Source organism: Streptomyces sp. NPDC086787, assembly GCF_044745865.1.
Taxonomy (GTDB): Bacteria; Actinomycetota; Actinomycetes; order Streptomycetales; family Streptomycetaceae; genus Streptomyces.
In genome coordinates this window covers 176,730-195,468 of the sequence record NZ_JBIVBC010000006.1, presented here as the reverse complement: position 1 = coordinate 195,468, position 18,739 = coordinate 176,730, and the positions used below count along the sequence as shown (strand labels likewise).

The 18,739-nt window shown below is 70.7% G+C and carries 17 protein-coding genes and 1 riboswitch; of the genes, 10 read left to right on the top strand and 7 right to left on the bottom strand.

Annotated features, from left to right (window positions below):
* Nucleotides 1-3: 3 nt before the first annotated feature.
* Together aroA and ACIPK3_RS17350 are read right to left on the bottom strand one after the other, a co-directional pair.
* Nucleotides 4-1,362, bottom strand: coding sequence for a 3-phosphoshikimate 1-carboxyvinyltransferase (aroA, locus tag ACIPK3_RS17355; protein WP_402570494.1), 1,359 nt, complete (start codon nt 1,360-1,362; stop codon nt 4-6).
* A gap of 90 nt (nt 1,363-1,452) precedes the next feature.
* A complete protein-coding gene (locus ACIPK3_RS17350; RefSeq protein WP_402570492.1) occupies nt 1,453-2,178 on the bottom strand; it encodes a M50 family metallopeptidase in 726 nt (241 codons plus the stop codon).
* Between the two features lie 51 nt (nt 2,179-2,229).
* On the opposite strand from ACIPK3_RS17350, the gene ACIPK3_RS17345 reads away from it, so the two are divergent.
* The 10 genes from ACIPK3_RS17345 to ACIPK3_RS17300 all read left to right on the top strand — a co-directional run bounded on the left by ACIPK3_RS17345 (nt 2,230) and on the right by ACIPK3_RS17300 (nt 12,296).
* A complete protein-coding gene (locus ACIPK3_RS17345) occupies nt 2,230-3,045 on the top strand; it encodes an SOS response-associated peptidase (RefSeq protein WP_402570491.1) in 816 nt (271 codons plus the stop codon).
* A gap of 1 nt (nt 3,046) precedes the next feature.
* The gene (locus ACIPK3_RS17340; RefSeq protein ID WP_402570489.1) at nt 3,047-3,712 is read left to right on the top strand and encodes an alpha/beta family hydrolase; all 666 of its coding nucleotides are present in this window, start codon (nt 3,047-3,049) and stop codon (nt 3,710-3,712) included.
* Nucleotides 3,713-3,967: 255 nt separating this feature from the next.
* Nucleotides 3,968-4,651, top strand: a complete 684-nt coding sequence (sigR, locus tag ACIPK3_RS17335) for an RNA polymerase sigma factor SigR (RefSeq protein WP_402570487.1) — start codon at nt 3,968-3,970, stop codon at nt 4,649-4,651.
* Nucleotides 4,648-4,962: a mycothiol system anti-sigma-R factor gene (gene rsrA / locus ACIPK3_RS17330; RefSeq protein ID WP_402570486.1), complete on the top strand. Its 315-nt coding sequence runs from the start codon at nt 4,648-4,650 to the stop codon at nt 4,960-4,962. The genes sigR and rsrA overlap by 4 nt, the downstream gene beginning before the upstream one ends.
* 154 nt (nt 4,963-5,116) lie before the next feature.
* Nucleotides 5,117-6,418 carry an HD-GYP domain-containing protein gene (locus ACIPK3_RS17325; protein ID WP_402570484.1) on the top strand — a complete coding sequence of 434 codons (1,302 nt, stop codon included), beginning with the start codon at nt 5,117-5,119 and terminating at the stop codon, nt 6,416-6,418.
* The gene (locus tag ACIPK3_RS17320) at nt 6,415-7,719 is read left to right on the top strand and encodes an HD-GYP domain-containing protein (RefSeq protein WP_402570482.1); all 1,305 of its coding nucleotides are present in this window, start codon (nt 6,415-6,417) and stop codon (nt 7,717-7,719) included. The genes ACIPK3_RS17325 and ACIPK3_RS17320 overlap by 4 nt, the downstream gene beginning before the upstream one ends.
* Before the next feature lie 110 nt (nt 7,720-7,829).
* Nucleotides 7,830-8,810 carry a tetratricopeptide repeat protein gene (locus tag ACIPK3_RS17315; protein ID WP_402570481.1) on the top strand — a complete coding sequence of 327 codons (981 nt, stop codon included), beginning with the start codon at nt 7,830-7,832 and terminating at the stop codon, nt 8,808-8,810.
* Nucleotides 8,811-8,886: 76 nt separating this feature from the next.
* A complete protein-coding gene (gene def, locus ACIPK3_RS17310) occupies nt 8,887-9,537 on the top strand; it encodes a peptide deformylase (RefSeq protein WP_402570479.1) in 651 nt (216 codons plus the stop codon).
* 306 nt (nt 9,538-9,843) lie between these two features.
* Nucleotides 9,844-10,929, top strand: coding sequence for an epi-isozizaene synthase (gene cyc1 / locus ACIPK3_RS17305; RefSeq protein ID WP_402570477.1), 1,086 nt, complete (start codon nt 9,844-9,846; stop codon nt 10,927-10,929).
* Complete coding sequence (locus ACIPK3_RS17300; protein WP_402570476.1) at nt 10,926-12,296, top strand: cytochrome P450; 1,371 nt, start codon at nt 10,926-10,928, stop codon at nt 12,294-12,296. The genes cyc1 and ACIPK3_RS17300 overlap by 4 nt, the downstream gene beginning before the upstream one ends.
* Nucleotides 12,297-12,408: 112 nt before the next feature.
* Here the strand turns inward: ACIPK3_RS17300 and ACIPK3_RS17295 are convergent, their stop codons facing one another.
* From ACIPK3_RS17295 to ACIPK3_RS17275, 5 genes are all read right to left on the bottom strand, one after another.
* Complete coding sequence (locus ACIPK3_RS17295) at nt 12,409-13,428, bottom strand: ribonucleotide-diphosphate reductase subunit beta (RefSeq protein ID WP_402570474.1); 1,020 nt, start codon at nt 13,426-13,428, stop codon at nt 12,409-12,411.
* The gene (locus tag ACIPK3_RS17290; RefSeq protein ID WP_402570472.1) at nt 13,428-15,785 is read right to left on the bottom strand and encodes a ribonucleoside-diphosphate reductase subunit alpha; all 2,358 of its coding nucleotides are present in this window, start codon (nt 15,783-15,785) and stop codon (nt 13,428-13,430) included. The genes ACIPK3_RS17295 and ACIPK3_RS17290 overlap by 1 nt, the downstream gene beginning before the upstream one ends.
* A gap of 144 nt (nt 15,786-15,929) precedes the next feature.
* Nucleotides 15,930-16,022, bottom strand: a riboswitch (cobalamin riboswitch).
* Between the two features lie 77 nt (nt 16,023-16,099).
* A complete protein-coding gene (locus ACIPK3_RS17285; protein ID WP_402570470.1) occupies nt 16,100-16,606 on the bottom strand; it encodes a GNAT family N-acetyltransferase in 507 nt (168 codons plus the stop codon).
* Nucleotides 16,607-16,726: 120 nt separating this feature from the next.
* Nucleotides 16,727-18,355: a monocarboxylate uptake permease MctP gene (mctP, locus tag ACIPK3_RS17280; RefSeq protein ID WP_402570468.1), complete on the bottom strand. Its 1,629-nt coding sequence runs from the start codon at nt 18,353-18,355 to the stop codon at nt 16,727-16,729.
* Nucleotides 18,352-18,624 carry a DUF3311 domain-containing protein gene (locus tag ACIPK3_RS17275; RefSeq protein ID WP_402570796.1) on the bottom strand — a complete coding sequence of 91 codons (273 nt, stop codon included), beginning with the start codon at nt 18,622-18,624 and terminating at the stop codon, nt 18,352-18,354. Before ACIPK3_RS17275 ends, mctP begins: the two co-directional genes overlap by 4 nt.
* Nucleotides 18,625-18,739: the final 115 nt, after the last annotated feature.

The following is an 18,739-nucleotide window of genomic DNA, read 5'->3' as shown; positions in this document are numbered from 1 at the left end:
CCCCTACGCCCTGTCGCTCCCGCCGCGCCCGACGGTTCCGAGCATGGCGGCCCACATCTCCGGGAAGTCGGGGAGGGTCTTCGCCGTGGTCGCCACGTTCTCGATCTGCACACCCTCGACCGCCAGGCCGATGATCGCACCGGCCGTCGCCATGCGGTGGTCCTCGTAGGTGTGGAAGACACCGCCGTGCAGACGCCGGGGGCGGATGTGCAGGCCGTCGGCGGTCTCGGTGACATCGCCGCCGAGCTCGTTGATCTCCTTGGTGAGCGCGGCCAGCCGGTCCGTCTCGTGCAGCCGCAGATGCGCCACGCCCCGCAGAGTGGAGGGGGAGTCCGCGAGAGCGGCGACCGCCGCGATGCCCGGGGTCAGCTCGCCGACATCGCCGAGGTCCACGTCGATGCCGTGGATCCGGCCGGATCCGGTGAACTCCAGGCCGTACTCGGTCAGCTCGCAGGAGCCGCCCATCTCGGTGAAGATCTCGCGCAGCCGGTCACCCGGCTGGGTGGTCCGGGACGGCCAGTCCGGGATCAGCACCTTGCCGCCCGTCACCAGGGCCGCCGCCAGGAACGGCTGGGCGTTCGACAGGTCCGGCTCGATGGTCAGGTCGCGGCCGAGCAGCGCGCCCGGGGTGACCCGCCAGACGTTCGGCTCGCCGCCCGACTCCGGGGTGTCGACCTGGGCGCCGACCGCGCGGAGCATGTCGACGGTCATCCGGATGTGCGGCAGGGACGGCAGCGAGGCGCCGACGTGACGGACCTCCACGCCCTGGTTGAAGCGCGGGCCGGAAAGCAGCAGCGCAGACACGAACTGGGAGGACGAGGAGGCGTCGATCGACACCGGGCCGCCCTCCAGGGCGCCGCCACCGTGCACGGTCAGCGGCAGCGCGCCCCGGCTGTCGTCGTCGATCCGCGCGCCGAGTACGCGCAGCGCGTCGATCACACCGTTCAGGGGACGCTCGTACGACCGCGGGTCGCCGTCGAAGCGGACGGGGCCGTCGGCCAGCGCGGCGACCGGCGGCAGGAAACGCATGACCGTGCCCGCGTTGCCGACGTCGACCGTGGCCGGGCCGTGCAGGCCGTTGGGGAGTACCCGCCACGCCTCGCCGGAGCCGGCCGGACCCGAGGAACTGGAGGACACCGTCTCCTCGATGCCGACGCCCATGGCGCGCAGGGCGCCCGCCATCAGCAGGGTGTCCCGGGAGCGCAGCGGGCGGCGCAGCCAGCCGGGCTCGGAGGCGAGGGCGGCGAGCACCAGCGCTCGGTTGGTGACCGACTTGGACCCCGGCACGTGGACCGTCGCGTCGACGGCTCCGCTCGCGTGCGGGGCGGGCCAGAGGGCGGTGTGTGCGGGGTTCGGGGCCATGGACCCACTTTAATGGTCGGCCGACGTTCGGGTGCGTCGCTGTTGTCGCTGGTCGCGCCCCGCCGCGTGAACCGTCGGCCTCGCCCGCCGTCACACCTCCAGGAGCCAGCGGCCGCCGCCGATCAGCGAGCTGAGCGACACCACGTGGAACAGGAACAGCCACAGCCCGGCCGGCACGTTGGTGAGCCGGGCCAGCTGGTCCGCGTCCGAGTCACCGGCGCCGCCACGCACCCGCTTGACCTGGAGTTCGAAGGCCGGGCGCACCCCGCCGAGCAGCAGGAACCACACCACCGCGTACGCGAACGCCGCCTGCACCTGCGGCCCGGCCAGCCAGGACACCAGCAGGAAGGCGCCGCCCGTGAGCACCACGGTCAGCACTCCGTACGCGTTGCGGATCATCACCAGCATGGCCACGAGCAGTGCCGTCGCCAGCCACAGCAGCAGGGTGATGTGCCCGGCGGCCAGCAGTGCGGCTCCGCCGAGCCCCAGGAGAGGGGGGGCGGTGTAGCCGGCGGCCGCGGTCAGGATCATGCCGATGCCGTGCGGCTTGCCCCGGCTGACGGTGAGCCCGCTGGTGTCCGAGTGCAGGCGTATGCCCGTGAGCTGCCGTCCGGTGAGCAGCGCGACCAGCCCGTGGCCGCCCTCGTGGGCGATGGTGATGGCGTTGCGCGAGACCCGCCACAGGCCGGGCGGGACCACCACGGCGAGGGCGGCGCCGAGCGTGGCGAGGACCACCCACAGATCGGGATCGGGCTGGGTGCCGAGGAGCCGGTCCCAGAGGTCGGGCAGCGCGGTGGCGGCGGTGCTGCTGTCCATGTGTGCTGATCGCTCCCTCTGCGCGGTGCGGAGTCTGGCAGTGTGGCACGTATGTGCGGACGGTATGCATCGAGTCGTAGGCCCGAGGATCTCGCCGGAGTCTTTGAGATCGAGAAGTGGCAGCCCGAAGAGACCTTGGAGCCCGACTACAACGTGGCTCCCACCAAGGAGGTCCACGCCGTCCTCGACCGTCCGGTGAAAGACGCCGCCGACCCGCGCCCGGTTCGGCAGCTGCGCAAGCTCCGGTGGGGGCTCGTCCCGTCCTGGGCCAAGACCCCCGAGAGCGGCGCCCGGATGATCAACGCGCGCGCCGAGACCGTGCACGAGAAGCCGGCGTACCGCCGCGCCTTCGCCGCCCGGCGCTGTGTCATCCCCGCCGACGGCTACTACGAGTGGGTCACCGGCACGCAGGAGCGGGAGCTGGAGGTCGAGGGGAAGAAGAAGCGCCCGCGCAAGCAGCCGTACTTCGTGCTGCCCGCCGACGGGTCCGTGTTCGCCATGGCGGGGCTGTACGAGTTCTGGCGCGACCGCACCCTGCCCGACGACCATCCGCAGGCCTGGTGGGTGACCTGCTCCGTGATCACCACGGAGGCGGAGACGACCCCGCTGGCAGTCGCCCCTGCCGACGGGCCGTACTCGCTTGCCGAGATCCACCCCCGGATGCCGCTGATGCTCACGCCCGACCGCTGGGACGCCTGGCTGGACCCCTCCCGCACGGACCCCGAGGACCTGCGTTCGCTGCTGGTGCCGCCCCCGGCCGGCCTGATGCGCGCCTACCCGGTCTCCACGGCCGTCAGCAACGTCCGCAACAACGGCCCGGAGCTGCTGAAGGAGCTCGACGGGCCGGAAGAAGGCACACTCTTCTGACGTGACGACCCAGCCGAACGCGACGACCCAGTCAGACGTGACGACCGAGATCATCGGCACCGACGCGGGAGACGCCCGCGTCACCTGGCACCGGGCGAAGCGGCCCCGCCTCGTCCTGGCCGTGAGCCACGGCGCGGGCGGCGGCGTCGAGGTCCGCGACCTCCAGGCGCTCGCGCACACCCTCCCCGCGCACGGTGTGACGGTCGCCCTCGTGGAGCAGCCCTGGCGGGTCGCCGGGAAGAAGGTCGCGCCCGCGCCGAAGACCCTGGACACCGGCTGGCGGGGCGTGTGGCCGGCGCTCACGAAGCCCGGCCTGCCGGTGATCTCGGGCGGGCGGAGCGCCGGAGCCCGCGTCGCCTGCCGTACGGCGGCCGAACTGGGCGCACACGCGGTCCTCGCGCTCAGCTTCCCGCTGCACCCGCCCGGCAGGCCGGAGAAGTCCCGCGCCGACGAACTGCTCGCCGCCGGAGTCCCCACGCTCGTCGTGCAGGGCGGCAACGACCCCTTCGGACGGCCGGACGAGTTCCCCGAGGGGGCGTACGACCTGGTCGAGGTGGCGTACGGCGATCACGGCTTCGCGGTGCCCAAGCGCGCGGAGACCACCCAGGAGCGAGCCCTGGAGATCATCACGGACGGCGTCGCCCGGTGGACCGCGTCACTGCGCTGAGGCTCGGGAATGTTGCGCGACTGACCACTGTTGTCACGCACAGAAGTGCTCGACGGCAGCACGGAAGTCGTAGGAGAGGAAGTCCGCCGCATGGGTTCGACCATCTGCCCGAGCCGTAGCAGCAGCTCTGACCTGGACTGGACGGTGCTGCACGCGGCCAAGACCGCTCCTATTCGAGCGGCGGCAGGCACGGGTCGTGTTCTATCCTCCGAAACGAGTGGGGCCGGTTTCGGTCCCGCCCGGGATCTTGAGGAGGTGGGTCCGGTCACTGGGACCGACGCAGGGACCGACAACGGCCAGGCGGAGCAGCCCGAGGGCCGGGGCGTGAGCGCGGAGTCGAGCGCGGAGCGCAGCGCGCGCTTCGAGCGGGACGCGCTCGAATACCTCGACCAGATGTATTCGGCCGCGCTGCGCATGACGCGCAACCCGGCCGACGCCGAGGACCTGGTGCAGGAGACCTACGCCAAGGCGTACGCGTCGTTCCATCAGTTCCGCGAGGGCACCAACCTCAAGGCGTGGCTGTACCGGATCCTCACCAACACGTTCATCAACTCGTACCGCAAGAAGCAGCGCGAGCCCCAGCGCAGCGCGGCCGAGGAGATCGAGGACTGGCAGCTCGCGCGCGCCGAGTCGCACATGTCGACCGGTCTGCGCTCCGCCGAGTCGCAGGCGCTCGACCACCTGCCCGACTCGGACGTCAAGGCAGCGCTGCAGGCGATCCCCGAGGAGTTCCGCATCGCCGTCTACCTCGCGGACGTAGAGGGCTTTGCGTACAAGGAGATCGCGGACATCATGGGGACTCCCATCGGCACGGTGATGTCCCGGCTGCACCGGGGCCGCCGCCAGCTGCGCGGCATGCTCGAGGACTACGCCCGCGAGCGCGGACTGGTTCCGGCCGGTGCCGGAGACTCGGACGAAGCGAAAGGCTCGGGCTCATGAGCTGCGGAGAGCCGCACGAGACGGACTGCAGTGAGGTCCTGGACCATCTCTACGAGTTCCTCGACAGCGAGATGCCGGACCTCGACCGTGAGAAGTTCCGGCAGCACTTCGACGAGTGCTCGCCGTGCCTGGAGAAGTACGGCCTGGAGCAGGCGGTCAAGAAGCTGGTCAAGCGGTGCTGCGGCCATGACGACGTGCCCTCCGACCTGCGCGCCAAGGTCATGGGTCGGCTCGACCTGATCCGCTCCGGACAGGCGGTGCCCGAGCACGACGTGACGGCGGCGGCGCCGGTCACCTCGCAGGAGTCCTGACCGTCGCTGCGGACCACCCCCTTCCCTGACCAGCTTCACTGACCCCGGATTCATCACCCGAACGTGCTAATCCGGAGGGCATACCCGCACGAACCCCCCGACCACCGCCCTAGGCTCCGGAGCCTGGACAGGCATGGTCGGGGGAGGGGCGTACATGGAGGCTGTTCCGGCACGGGCGCGCGTGTACGTGGCCTGTGCCGCCGTACTCACCCTGCTCTGTCTGCTGCAACTGCACCACAACCGGTCGCCCTGGTGGCCCGTCGTCCTGCTCGCCGTGGTCTACGCGGGCTGCGAACACCTGCTCCGGCGCCGGTTCGGAGGAACCTTCCATCCCGTCCTGCTGGCCGGGGCCTTTCTGCTGCCGCCACCCGCCGCCCTGCTCGTGGCGCTGCCCGGCGCCCTGCTCGGCCACGACGGACGGCCGCCCACACCGCTGCGGCGCGTCTGGCGGGCCGTCCGGCCGGCCCTCGCCGTGTGGGGCGCGTCCCGGGTGCACTGGGCGCTGGGCGGCCGGGAAGCGGTCGCCGCCGCCGACTTCCCGTACGCCCTCCTGCCCGCCGGGGCCGCCGTACTGGCCTTCTGCCTGATCCTCGCCGCGCTGGACGGCGGGATCCTCACCCTCGCCGAGCGGGTGCCGCCCCGGCGGGCCTGGCGCGGACTGCTGTCGCGCTCGCTCGCGCCGATCGCGGCCCACGGACTGGCCGGGCTGATGATGGCCGTCCTCTGGCGCAGCCCCTACGGCCCCGCCGCCGCGCTGCTCGTACTGCTGCCGATGTGCGTGTCCTGGTGGGCCTCCGCCCAGTACCACCGGGAGCGGGCCGCCCACCAGGCCACCATCCGCGCCCTGGTGCAGGCCGTCGACATCAAGGACGGATACACCCGCGGACACAGCGAACGGGTCGGCCAGGCCTCCGTACTGATCGCCCGCGAACTGGGCATGGACGACGAGCGCGTCGAGGTGCTCCGCTTCGCCGGGATCCTGCACGACGTGGGCAAACTGGGCGTACCGACCCGGCTGCTGCGCAAGGACGGACCGCTCACCCCCGAGGAACGGCGGATCATCGAACTGCACCCCGAGTACGGGCACGAGATGGTGCGGGGCATCTCCTTCCTCGGCGAGGCCCGCGCCGCGATCCTGCACCACCACGAGCGACTGGACGGCAGCGGCTACCCCTACGGCCTGGTCGGTGACCAGATCCCCGAGTGCGCACGCGTGGTCGCCGTCGCCGACGCCTTCGACGCGATGACGTCCACCCGCTCCTACCGCAGGGCCCGGCCCGTCCCGACGGCCCTCGCGGAGCTGGAGCGGTGCGCCGGGGCCCAGTTCGACCCCGCGATGGTCGGCGCCCTCGGCCGGGCACTGGCCCGGCACGGCTGGCATCCCGCCGTCACCGCCGACGAGCCGCCGGACAGCGCCCGGCCACCCGAGCCCAGCCCGTCCGGAGCACGACGATGACGGCACCGCGCGTGTTCGGCGGCCTCGCCGCCGCGCTCGCGCTCGGCTGCCTGGCCGTCACCCTGTGGACCGGCGTCGGCCGGCAGTCGGTCGCGCTCGCCTTCGGCGTCCTCATAGCCGTCGGCGAACTCATCCGCCCCCAGCCGCCCGGCCCCGCGGGCGTCAGCCAGACGGACGGGACGAGGGACCCGGGAGCCGCGGGGGAAACCGCCGCGCCCGGCGCCCGCGCGCGGGAGGCCGCGCCCGTCGGTGCCGCCGGCGCGCTGTCGTACGCCCTGCTCGGCGAGGTCGCCGGGCGCTCCGCCCAGCACGGCGCGGCCCAGGCCGTCAGCGTCGTCCTGGCCGCCACCCTGCTCGGCGGTGTCCCGCACATCTGGCACGGCCGGGGCGCCGCCTCCGACCACCTCACACGCCGCGTCCTGACGGTCGCCTTCGCCGCGGTCTGTTTCCAACCACTCTGCGACCGGGGCCTGTTCGGGGCGTGGGACGGCCCCGCGCACGCCCTGCTGGTGCTCGGCCTGCTCGTGCTCACCAAGCTGTGCGACGCCGTCCTCGCGGCCACGCTCGCTCATTCCCGCACCCGCTGGCCCTTCGGTCCGCTGCTGCGGGACGAGTTGCGCGGGCTGCTCGGCATCGGGTCGGCGGTCTGCGCGACGGGCGCGGTGATGGCGCTGGCGGTGGCGGTCGCCGGACTGTGGGCGCTGCCCGTGTTCTGCCTGCCGCTGCTGCTCACCCAGCTGTCGTTGCGCCGCTATGCCGCCGTGCGCGCCACCTACCGGCAGACCATCGCCTCCCTCGCGCGGGCCACCGAGGTCGCCGGATACACCCCCGCCGGGCACGCCCGCCGGGTCGCCGCGCTCAGCCGGGCCGTCGGACGGGACCTGGGGCTGTCCCGGACCGAGCTGACCGTGCTGGAGTACGCCGCCCTGATGCATGACATCGGACAGCTCAGCCTGGTCGACCCGGTGCCGGCCGGGGCCACCGCCGGACTGCCGGCGGAGGAGCAGCGGCGCATAGCGCTGCTCGGCGGGGCCGTCGTACGTCAGACCGGGGTGGACGCGGTGGTCGCCGTGGTCGTGGAACGGCAGGCGGACCCCTACCGGGAGCAGCCGGTGGCCGCGCGGATCGTGCGCGCGGTGAACGCCTACGAGGAGAAGTCCCGGGACGCGGGGCCCGGCGCGCCGCTGAAGGCACTGGAGGAACTGCGCCTCGCGACGGCCGGGGACTACGCGCCCGAGGTGGTGGAGTCGCTCGCCCGCGTGCTGTGCCGGGACTGTCTTACCTTGCCGTCGGCTGGGTAACCCATGGGTAATGAGCGCCCTTCCCGCCGTACGTGGTTGGATGCGAGGGAGAGGGTGTCCGGGGGCACAAGCCAGCCCACTGTGGGAACTGGAACTGGCAGGCGGGAATCGTGAGGATCTTCGGCAAGGGACGGCACCGGCCCTCCGCCTCCTGGCGGCAGGCCACCGACCGGGCGTTCACGCTGATCGGCGACGGCCGGTACGAGGACGCGGGCGAGCTGCTGACACGCGCCGCCGACCTGGAGCCCTGGCTGTCCGAGTCCTGGTTCAACCTCGCGCTGCTGCACAAGTTCCGCCACGACTGGGAGCAGGCGCGGGCCGCCGGCCTCAGGGCCGTCGCGCTCCTCGACCGGGAGACCGGGGCGCCGGACTGGTGGAACGTCGGCATCGCCGCCACCGCCCTCCAGGACTGGCCGCTGGCCCGGCGGGCCTGGCAGGCCTACGGGCTGCGGGTGCCGGGCGGTGCCACCACCACCGGCGAGCCGCTCGGCATGGAGCTGGGCAGCGCGGCCGTACGGCTGTCGCCCGAGGGCGAGGCCGAGGTCGTGTGGGGGCGCAGGCTCGATCCGGCGCGGATCGAGGTGCTGTCGATCCCGCTTCCCTCGTCCGGACGGCGCTGGGGCGAGGTCGTGCTGCACGACGGAGTGCCCCACGGGGAGCGGACCACGGCCGCCGGGCACGCGTACCCGGTCTTCGACGAGATCGAGCTGTGGGCGCCGTCGCCGGTGCCCACCTGGGTGGTGCTGCTGGAGGCCGCGAGCGAGTCGGACCGGGACGCGCTGGAGCAGCTGGCCGCCGACGCGGGCTTCGCCGCCGAGGACTGGTCGTCGTCCGTGCGGCTGCTGTGCCGGATGTGCTCGGAGTCGCGCATGCCGTCCGACGAGGGCGACGGTGTGCACCTCGACCCGCACGACCACAGCGAACCGGGGCATCCGGGCCCGCTCGGCCATCGCACGGACGGGCAGCTGTGGGTGCCGGAGCGCGAGTGCGGGGTGGCCGCGCCGGCCGCGCTGGTACGGGGGCTGCTCGACGGGTGGGTCGCGGACAGCCCGGACTCCAGGGACTGGCGGGACCTCGAAGAAGTCTGCTGAGCCATGTCCCCCGGGCAACCCCCTTAGGCTGTACTCGCAGATTTTTCGCAGGCTTTCAGGAAGGCGTACGTCGGTCATGGCGCAGCAGGACACCGATCAGCAGCACGGGGGCGTGCTCCCCGTGGACGACGAGGGCTTCGTCATCGACACGGAGGAGTCCGAGGAGCGCGAGAACGCCTGGCGTGAGCGTGGCACCTCGCGGCCGATCACGGTGGTCGGCAACCCGGTGCTGCACAAGGAGTGCGCGGACGTCACCGAGTTCGGCGAGGAGCTCGACCGGCTCGTGGCGGACATGTTCGCCAGCCAGCGCACCGCGGAGGGCGTGGGCCTGGCCGCCAACCAGATCGGTGTGGACCTCAAGGTCTTCGTGTACGACTGCATGGACGACGAGGGCGTGCGGCACGTCGGCGTGGTGTGCAACCCGAAGCTGGTCGACCTGCCCGCGGACCTGCGCCGTCTGGACGACAGCAGCGAGGGCTGCCTGTCCGTGCCGACCGCCTACGCGGAGCTCGCCCGCCCCGACTACGCCGAGGTGACCGGGCAGGACGAGAAGGGCAACCCGATCAAGGTGCGGGGCACCGGCTACTTCGCCCGGTGTTTGCAGCACGAGACCGACCACCTGTACGGCTACCTCTACATCGACAGGCTCTCCAAGCGGGACCGCAAGGACGCCCTGCGGCAGATGGCCGAGAACGAGCCGCGCTACCCCGTGGTCGCGAACGACTGAGACACCCGACTCCTCCTGTGACGCCTGGTCAGGGCCTGCCCCCGACCGGGCGTCACGGCGTTCCGGATGCGATTCCGGTCGTATTCGCTCACCAGTGCGTAGCACATTCAATCTCATATGGGCCGGTAGCGATCCCTGATCAGTCACGCAAGGGGGGAAAGTCGGCACTGAGGGGTAGTGAGTGGAGCAAATCCGTTCCCAGAACGGTCGTTTGTAGGGCTGAATGGGAAGGCGGGGATACGCAACGGCGCACGCCCGGCACAACAGGAGGGGTGTGTGCTCCTGGCGGCTGAGAGGGGTTTGTTCGTGCATGCTTTCCCACACAGCACCACATCCACGCCGACGGCGGTTCCGGTCCCGCCATCCCTGGCCCTGCCGGTGATCGAGGCCGAGTTTCCCCGGCATGTGCATCCGTATTGGCCGCGGCTCCAGGAGAACACCCGTGCCTGGCTGCGGGAAAAGCGGCTCATGCCGGCGGACAAGGTGACCGAATATGCCGACGGCCTTTGCTACACCGACCTCATGGCGGGCTACTACATCGGCGCCCCGGAGGACGTCCTCCAGGCCATAGCCGACTACAGCGCGTGGTTCTTCGTCTGGGACGACCGGCACGACCGTGACATCGTCCACGGCCGCGCGGCGGGCTGGCGCCGGCTCAGGCTCCGGCTGCACACGGCGCTCGACGCGCCCCGGCACCACCTGACCCATCCGGATCCGGTGGTCGCGGGCTTCGCGGACAGCGTGTTGCGGCTGTACTCGTTCCTGCCCCGGACCTGGAACGCCCGCTTCGCCCGGCACTTCCACGAGGTGATCGAGGCGTACGACCGGGAGTTCCACAACCGGGTGCGCGGACATGTGCCCGAGGTCGAGGAATACCTCGCCCTGCGGCGCCTGACCTTCGCCCACTGGATATGGACGGATCTCCTGGAACCGAGCGCCGGAATGGAACTCCCGGACGCCGTCCGGAAAGATCCGGCATACCGTCGACCGGCGCTCCTGAGTCAGGAGTTCGCCGCTTGGTACAACGACCTCTGTTCCCTGCCGAAGGAAATAGCGGGCGACGAGGTTCACAACCTCGGAATCAGTCTCATCACTCATGAGGGACTCACCCTTGAAGACGCGGTCGCGGAAGTGCGGCGGCGTGTCGAGAAATGCATCGCAGAATTCCTGGATGCCGAACGGGACGCCCTGCGGCTCGCGGTCCGGCTCGACGACGGCACGGTACGCGGAAAGGAACTCGCGGCCGCCGTACGAGCCTGCCTCGGCAATATGCGGAACTGGTTCGGTTCCGTCTACTGGTTCCACCACGAGTCCGGCCGTTACATGGTCGACAGCTGGGACGACCGGTCCACGCCCCCGTACGTCAACAACGAAGCGGCAGGTGAGAAATGACCATCGAGTCCGTGAAGCCCGCGGCGCCCGAGGCGCCCGCGCCGAGCGAGCCGCCCCTCGCCGGCGGCCGTGTCCCCGGCCTCGGCCACGGCTGGCGACTCGTCCGTGACCCACTGGCCTTCATGTCCCGGCTGCGCGACCACGGCGACGTCGTACGACTGCGCCTGGGACCGAAGACGGTGTACGCCGTCACCTCCCCCGCGCTCACCGGCGCGCTGGCGCTGGACCCCGCCTTCGAGATCGCGGGGCCGCTCTGGGAATCCCTGGAGGGCCTGCTCGGCAAGGAGGGCGTGGCCACCGCCAACGGCCCACGCCACCGGCGCCAGCGCCGCACCATCCAGCCCGCCTTCAGGCTCGACGCCATCCCCGGCTACGGGCCGGTCATGGAGGAGGAGGCACACGCGCTGACCGAGCGCTGGCGGCCCGGCGAGACCGTCGACTGCACCTTCGAGTCCTTCCGGTTCGCCGTGCGCGTCGCGGCCCGCTGCCTGCTGCGCGGCGACTACATGGACGAGCGGGCCGAGCGGCTGTGCACCGCGCTCACGACCGTCTTCCTCGGCATGTACCGCCGGATGGTCCTCCCGCTGGGACCGCTCTACCGGCTGCCACTGCCGGCCAACCTGAAATTCAACCGCGCGCTGGCCGATTTGCATCTCCTCGTCGACGAGATCATCGCCGAGCGCCGGGCCTCTGGTCGAAAGCCGGACGATTTGCTGACGGCATTGCTGGAGGCGGAGGACGGGAATGGCGATCCCATCGGGGAACAGGAGATCCATGACCAGGTGATCGCCATACTCACGCCGGGAAGTGAAACGGTTGCCTCCGCGGTCATGTGGCTGCTCCAGGCACTCGCGGAACAACCGGAACACGCCGAGAAGGTGCGCGACGAGGTCGAATCCCTGACCGGCGGACGGCCCGTCGGATTCGATGACGTCCGACGGCTCGGCCACACCAACAATGTCGTCGTCGAGTCGATGCGTTTGCATCCCGCGGTCTGGATATTGACGCGGCGTGCGGTGACCGCCACCACGCTCGGCGGCCATCACATTCCGGCCGGGGCGGACATCGTCTACAGCCCGTACGCCATCCAGCGCGACGTTCGGTCGTACGACCGCAACCTCGAGTTCGACCCCGACCGCTGGCTGCCGGAACGCGCCAAGGACGTGCCGAAATACGCGATGAGCCCGTTCGGCGTCGGCAATCGCAAGTGCCCGAGCGACCACTTCTCCATGGCCCAACTGACCCTGGTCACGGCGGCGCTGACGGCGAAATACCGCTTCGAACAGGTCAGCGGCTCGAACGACACACCCCGCGTGGGCATCACGCTGCGTCCGCACCGACTGCTGGTGCGGCCGATGCCGTGGTGAGACCCCACCGGCCGGCGTGCGCCCGGACACCCTGCTGGGCTCCGGAACGCACGCCGGCCGGCGGTCGGTGCTGGTGGACTTCCCCGAAGTCCTGGAAGTCCTGCCGGACTTCCTAGAAGTCCTCGTCCAGATCGACCGTGCCCTCCACCGCCACCTGGTACGCCGACGGGCGCCGTTCGAAGAAGTTGGTCAGCTCCTGGACGCCCTGGAGCTCCATGAAGGAGAAGGGGTTCTCCGAGCCGTACACCGGGGCGAAACCGAGGCGCGTGAGGCGCTGGTCGGCGACGCACTCCAGGTACTCCCGCATCGACTCGGTGTTCATACCCGGCAGACCGTCGCCGCACAGGTCGCGCGCGAACTGCAGCTCGGCCGCGACGGCCTCCCGCAGCATGTCGGTGACCTGCTGCTCGAGCTCGTCGTCGAAGAGGTCCGGCTCCTCCTTGCGTACGGTGTCCACGACCTCGAACGCGAAGGACATGTGCATCGTCTCGTCGCGGAACACCCAGTTGGTGCCGGTGGCCAGGCCGTGCAGCAGACCCCGGCTGCGCAGCCAGTACACGTACGCGAAGGCGCCGTAGAAGAACAGGCCCTCGATGCACGCGGCGAAGCAGATCAGGTTCAGCAGGAACCGGCGCCGGTCCGCCCTGGACTCCAGCCGGTCCAGCTTCTCCACCGAGTCCATCCACTTGAAGCAGAACTCTGCCTTCTCGCGGATGGAGGGGATGTTCTCCACGGCCGCGAAGGCCGCGGTGCGGTCCTCCGGGTCGGGGAGGTACGTGTCCAGGAGGGTCAGATAGAACTGGACGTGCACGGCCTCCTCGAACAGCTGGCGCGACAGGTACAGGCGCGCCTCCGGGGAGTTGATGTGCTTGTACAGCGTCAGCACGAGGTTGTTCGCGACGATCGAGTCGCCCGTCGCGAAGAAGGCCACCAGACGGCCGATCAGGTGCTGCTCGGCCGGGCTCAGCTTGGCGAGGTCGGCGACGTCCGAGTGGAGGTCGACCTCCTCCACGGTCCAGGTGTTCTTGATGGCGTCCCGGTACCGCTCGTAGAAGTCCGGGTAGCGCATCGGGCGCAGGGTCAGTTCGAAACCCGGGTCGAGGAGGTTGGTGTTTCGGGTGGTGCTGGACATTACTGGCAGGCCTCGCAGGACTCGGGGTTCTCAAGGGAGCAGGCGACCGCGTCGGGGTCGGCGGCCTGCTGCACGGGAATGGTGGCTTGGGCCTGGGCCGCGCGGGCGATCCGGGTCGCCGGGCGCGAACGCAGGTAGTACGTCGTCTTCAGACCCTGCTTCCAGGCATAGGAGTACATCGAGGAGAGCTTGCCGATGGTCGGCGTCTCCAGGAACAGGTTCAGCGACTGCGACTGGTCCAGGAACGGCGTCCGGTCCGCGGCCATGTCGATCAGTCCGCGCTGCGGGATCTCCCACGCCGTGCGGTACAGCGCCCGCACCTCGGCCGGGATCCACGCGAAGTCCTGCACCGAACCGCTCGCCTCGCGCAGCGCCTCCCGGGTGCGGGCGTCCCAGACGCCGAGCTCCTTGAGTTCGTTCACCAGGTACGAGTTGACCTGGAGGAACTCGCCGGACAGCGTCTCGCGCTTGAACAGGTTGGAGACCTGCGGCTCGATGCACTCGTACACGCCCGCGATCGAGGCGATGGTGGCGGTCGGCGCGATCGCCAGCAGCAGCGAGTTGCGCATGCCGACGGTGGCGATCCGCTCGCGCAGCGCCGCCCAGCGCTCAGGCCAGTTGAGCTCGACGTCGTAGTGGTCCGGGTGCAGGACACCGCGAGCGGTACGGGTCTTCTCCCAGGCGGGAAGCGGGCCGTTGCGCTCGGCGAGGTCGGCGGAGGCCTCGTACGCGGCGAGCATGATGCGCTCGGCGATCCGGGTGGACAGGGCGCGCGCCTCGGGCGAGTCGAACGGCAGCCGCAGCTTGAAGAAGACGTCCTGGAGGCCCATCGCGCCGAGGCCGACGGGACGCCAGCGCGCGTTGGACCGGCCCGCCTGCTCGGTCGGGTAGAAGTTGATGTCCACGACACGGTCCAGGAAGGCCACCGCGGTGCGGACCGTCTCGTCGAGGCGCTCCCAGTCGAGGTCGCCGTCCGTGACGAACGCGCCGAGGTTGACCGAGCCCAGGTTGCAGACGGCCGTCTCACCGTCGTCCGTGACCTCCAGGATCTCCGTGCAGAGGTTGGAGGAGTGCACGACATGGCCGGGCTCCGCCGTCTGGTTGGCGGTGCGGTTGGCGGCGTCCTTGAAGGTCATCCAGCCGTTGCCGGTCTGCGCGAGCGTGCGCATCATGCGGCCGTACAGGTCGCGGGCCGGGATGGTCTTCTTCGCCAGGCCGGCCGCCTCCGCCTTGCGGTACGCGGCGTCGAACTCCTCACCCCACAGGTCGACCAGCTCCGGCACGTCCGCCGGGGAGAACAGCGACCACTGGCCGTCGGCGTTGACCCGGCGCATGAACTCGTCCGGGATCCAGTGCGCGAGGTTGAGGTTGTGCGTACGGCGCGCGTCCTCACCGGTGTTGTCGCGCAGCTCCAGGAACTCCTCGATGTCGGAGTGCCAGGTCTCCAGGTAGACCGCGGCCGCGCCCTTGCGCCGGCCGCCCTGGTTCACGGCGGCGACGGAGGCGTCCAGGGTCTTCAGGAACGGGACGATGCCGTTGGAGTGCCCGTTGGTGCCGCGGATCAGGGAACCGCGGCTGCGGATGCGGGAGTACGACAGCCCGATGCCACCGGCGTGCTTGGAGAGCCGGGCCACCTGGTGGTAGCGGTCGTAGATGGAGTCCAGCTCGTCCAGCGGGGAGTCCAGCAGGTAGCAGGACGACATCTGGGGGTGCCGGGTGCCGGAGTTGAACAGCGTGGGGGAGGAGGGCAGGTAGTCGAGGCGGCTCATGAGCCCGTAGAGCGCCGAGACCTCGTCCACCGACCGGCTGGTGTCGTCCTCGGCGAGGCCGGCGGCGACGCGCAGCATGAAGTGCTGGGGCGTCTCGACCACCTTGCGGGTGATCGGGTGACGCAGCAGGTAGCGGCTGTACAGCGTGCGCAGGCCGAAGTAGCCGAACCGGTCGTCGCCCGCCGGGTCGATCAGCGCGTCGAGCCGTGCGCCGTGCAGCCGGACGAACTCGGCCGTGCGGTCGGCGATCAGTCCCTCGCGGTGCCCCACGACGACGGACTCGGTGAAGGTGACGACGCCCTGAGAGGCGGCCTCGGCACGGATGCTGATCGCCAGCAGCCGGGCAGCCAGCTTCGAGTAGGCGGGGTCCTCGGAGATGAGGCCCGCGGCCGCCTCCGTGGCCAGCTCACGCAACTCCGCCTCGTCGGCACGGGCGGACCGGCCGCGCAGCGCGGCGGCGGCGACCCGGCCGGGGTCGGCGTCGGGGAGGTCGGCGGTCAGCTCGGTCAGGTTCCGCAGCAGCGCGGCTCCGGGACCGTCGGTCTCCAGGCCGGTCGCTGAAGCCGGTTCGGCTGGCGCGATGGTCACGTGGGGCTCTCCCTCGCTCGGCAGGGGGCCTGGCGGAGGGCAGGGGGCAGCTCGCGAGCGCACGCAACGTCGCGTCCACCGGCCCACTCCACGAGGCCCGGACGTCAAAGCACCCGGACCGGGCGGCCGGGCACGCTGTCGACAGGTCCTCGGACTGACGCGAGCGCGCACCACTTCAGGGGCGGAAACGCGCAAGTACACCGTTGCGGGACAGTTCCGGATTCGCACCGGATTCCCCTGCGGCGACAGCGAGCATGAGCATACATCTAGTGCCGGGCTGGCGTGTCACCCCCAGATGTTGTGTCGTGGCGGTGTCAGAGCGTCAACTCGTAGGTGAGAAGAGTGATGTCGTCGAGGTCGGGGCGGGGGTTCCAGTCGCGCCCCGGGCTGCGGGTGAAACCCAGGCGTTCGTAGATGCGGTGGGCGGTGTGCATGGACCGCTGGGTGGACAGGACGATCCGTGCGCGGCCCCGGGTGGCCCGTGCGCGGTCGACACAGGCGCGGACGAGGGCTTCCCCGACCCCGCGGCCGCGGGCGGTGTGGGAGACCGCGAGCATCCGGATCTCGGCCTCCCCGGGCCCGGCGATGTCGGCCATGGCGCCGCCGTCCGGCACGAAGGTGACACCGCCCAGGACCTCGCCCTGCGCCACGGCGACCAGTACCTCCGCGACGGCGGCGCGTCCGCTCACGTCCCGCAGCACCCGGAGATACCCGTCGCTCTCCCCGAAGTCGAGGAGGCCGTCCTGGAGATAGGCCTGTGCGGTGATCTCGCCCAGGGTGCCGTACTCGTCCGGTGCCGCCCGCCTGATCGCGAAGTCCATGCCGCCGAGTGTGCCGGACCGACGCGGCGACGTGCCGCCGGTTTTGCTCCGGCGGCACGTCGGTTGCTGGACCTCAGCGGCTCGTCGCCGACTCGTCCGTGGTCTGTTTGCGGCCGCCCGTCAGTGGCTCGTTCCCGCCGTGGCCGGCGGCAGTTCCACCTGTACGCCGGGGTCGCCCGAGTCGGCCGTGTAGTCCTCCGGGCTGGTCTCGTCGATGCCCTCCGGGGCCTTCAGCGCCTTCAGGGCGAAGGTCAGGACCACCGTGACCGCCACGTTGAGCACGAAGGCGGTGAATCCGATGTAGCCGATCTCCCCGATGCCCGGGATCTCCTTGGCCGAGCCGCCGAAGTGGGCCTGTGTCGGGGAGGCGACGCCGTACGCGGCGACCGTGCCGTACAGCATGCCGACCGCCCAGCCGGCGAGCAGCGCCCAGCGGTGGAACCAGCGGGTGAACAGCCCGCCCACCAGTGCCGGGAAGGTCTGCAGGATCCAGATGCCGCCGAGCAGCTGGAAGTTGATGGCGACGGTCCTGTCCATCGTCAGCACGAAGACCAGGGCGCCCACCTTCACCAGCAGGGAGACCAGCTTGGAGACCCGGGTCTCCTGTCGCGGTGTCGCGTCCGGGTTGATGAAGTCCTTGTAGATGTTGCGGGTGAAAAGGTTTGCGGCGGCGATGGACATGATGGCCGCGGGGACCAGGGCGCCGATACCGATCGCCGCGAAGGCAACCCCCGCGAACCAGTCCGGGAACATGTTCTCGAACAGCTGCGGGATGGCCAGCTGGCCGTTGGTCACCTTGACGCCCGCCGCGATCGCCATGAAGCCGAGCAGGGCCAGCAGGCCCAGCATGAGGGAGTACAGCGGCAGGATCGTGGTGTTGCGGCGGATCACCTCACGGCTCCTGGAGGAGAGTGTCGCGGTGATCGAGTGCGGGTACATGAAGAGCGCGAGCGCGGAGCCCAGCGCCAGCGTGGCGTAGGTCCACTGGCCCGCCTCCGGCGGGACGAGCGTGCCGCGTGGCTTGCCGGTCGCCGGGTTGACCTGACCGAAGGCGTCGCCCGCCTTCGCGAAGACGTCGTCGAAGCCGCCCAGTTTGATCGGGATGTAGATGATCGCCACCGCGATCACGATGTAGATCAGCGCGTCCTTCACGAACGCGATCAGCGCGGGGGCCCGCAGACCCGAGGAGTAGGTGTAGGCGGCCAGCACGCCGAAGGCGATGAGCAGCGGCAGGTCCTTGACGAACCAGCCGGTGTCCTCGCCGCCGCCGATGCCCATCACGTCGAGGACCGCCTGGATGCCGACCAGCTGGAGCGCGATGTACGGCATCGTCGCCAGGATCCCGGTGACCGCCACCGCCAGCGACAGGCCCTTGGAGCCGAAGCGGCCGCGCACGAAGTCCGAGGTGGTCACATAGCCGTGCCGGTGCGACACCGACCACAGCCGCGGGAGGAAGGTGAAGATCAGCGGGTAGACGAGGATGGTGTACGGGACGGCGAAGAAGCCGGACGCGCCCGCCGCGTAGATCGCCGCGGGTACGGCGACGAAGGTGTACGCCGTGTACAGGTCGCCGCCAAGCAGGAACCAGGTGACCCAGGTGCCGAACGACCGTCCGCCCAGGCCCCATTCGTCGAGGCTGTGCTCGTTCTCGGCCTTGCGCCAGCGGGCGGCCAGGAAGCCCATGACCGTGACGGCCAGGAAGAAGAAGATGAAGACGCCGAGTGCGACGCCGTTCACGCCGTCCTTCATCGCGACGCACCCCCGTCCCGGTGATCCGCCGCGCGGGTGCGCTGGTCATGCCGCCACAGCTGGTAGGCGGTCATGGTCAGCGCGGTGGAGATGACCACCCACAGCATCTGGTACCAGTAGAAGAACGGGATCCCGATGAACGCGGGGTCGGCCTTGGCGTAGGAACCGACCCAGAGCATCGCCACGAAGGGCGCTGCCAGACAGAGGGCGATGGCGACGCGCAGGGGCGTCACCACCGCCGATTCTCTGGTACCGGGCGTATCTGACATATCTGGCATGGCGCGGCTCCGTTCCCTCTCCGGTCGCAGCTGACTGCCACAGCTGACTGCGCGCGTAACTGCCTGCCCAGATGTCGCGTCGGCAATCCCGGCGGAGAGGTATGTC

Bases quoted from the DNA above. Each gene is read 5' to 3' on its own strand.
- ACIPK3_RS17320 (WP_402570482.1), top strand. From the start codon at position 6,415: ATGACGGCACCGCGCGTGTTCGGCGGCCTCGCCGCCGCGCTCGCGCTC.
- ACIPK3_RS17295 (WP_402570474.1), bottom strand. From the start codon at position 13,428: ATGTCCAGCACCACCCGAAACACCAACCTCCTCGACCCGGGTTTCGAA.
- ACIPK3_RS17350 (WP_402570492.1), bottom strand. From the start codon at position 2,178: ATGGACAGCAGCACCGCCGCCACCGCGCTGCCCGACCTCTGGGACCGG.
- mctP (WP_402570468.1), bottom strand. From the start codon at position 18,355: ATGAAGGACGGCGTGAACGGCGTCGCACTCGGCGTCTTCATCTTCTTC.
- rsrA (WP_402570486.1), top strand. From the start codon at position 4,648: ATGAGCTGCGGAGAGCCGCACGAGACGGACTGCAGTGAGGTCCTGGAC.
- ACIPK3_RS17285 (WP_402570470.1), bottom strand. From the start codon at position 16,606: ATGGACTTCGCGATCAGGCGGGCGGCACCGGACGAGTACGGCACCCTG.
- ACIPK3_RS17345 (WP_402570491.1), top strand. From the start codon at position 2,230: ATGTGCGGACGGTATGCATCGAGTCGTAGGCCCGAGGATCTCGCCGGA.
- def (WP_402570479.1), top strand. From the start codon at position 8,887: ATGGCGCAGCAGGACACCGATCAGCAGCACGGGGGCGTGCTCCCCGTG.
- ACIPK3_RS17275 (WP_402570796.1), bottom strand. From the start codon at position 18,624: ATGTCAGATACGCCCGGTACCAGAGAATCGGCGGTGGTGACGCCCCTG.
- ACIPK3_RS17300 (WP_402570476.1), top strand. From the start codon at position 10,926: ATGACCATCGAGTCCGTGAAGCCCGCGGCGCCCGAGGCGCCCGCGCCG.
- ACIPK3_RS17325 (WP_402570484.1), top strand. From the start codon at position 5,117: ATGGAGGCTGTTCCGGCACGGGCGCGCGTGTACGTGGCCTGTGCCGCC.
- aroA (WP_402570494.1), bottom strand. From the start codon at position 1,362: ATGGCCCCGAACCCCGCACACACCGCCCTCTGGCCCGCCCCGCACGCG.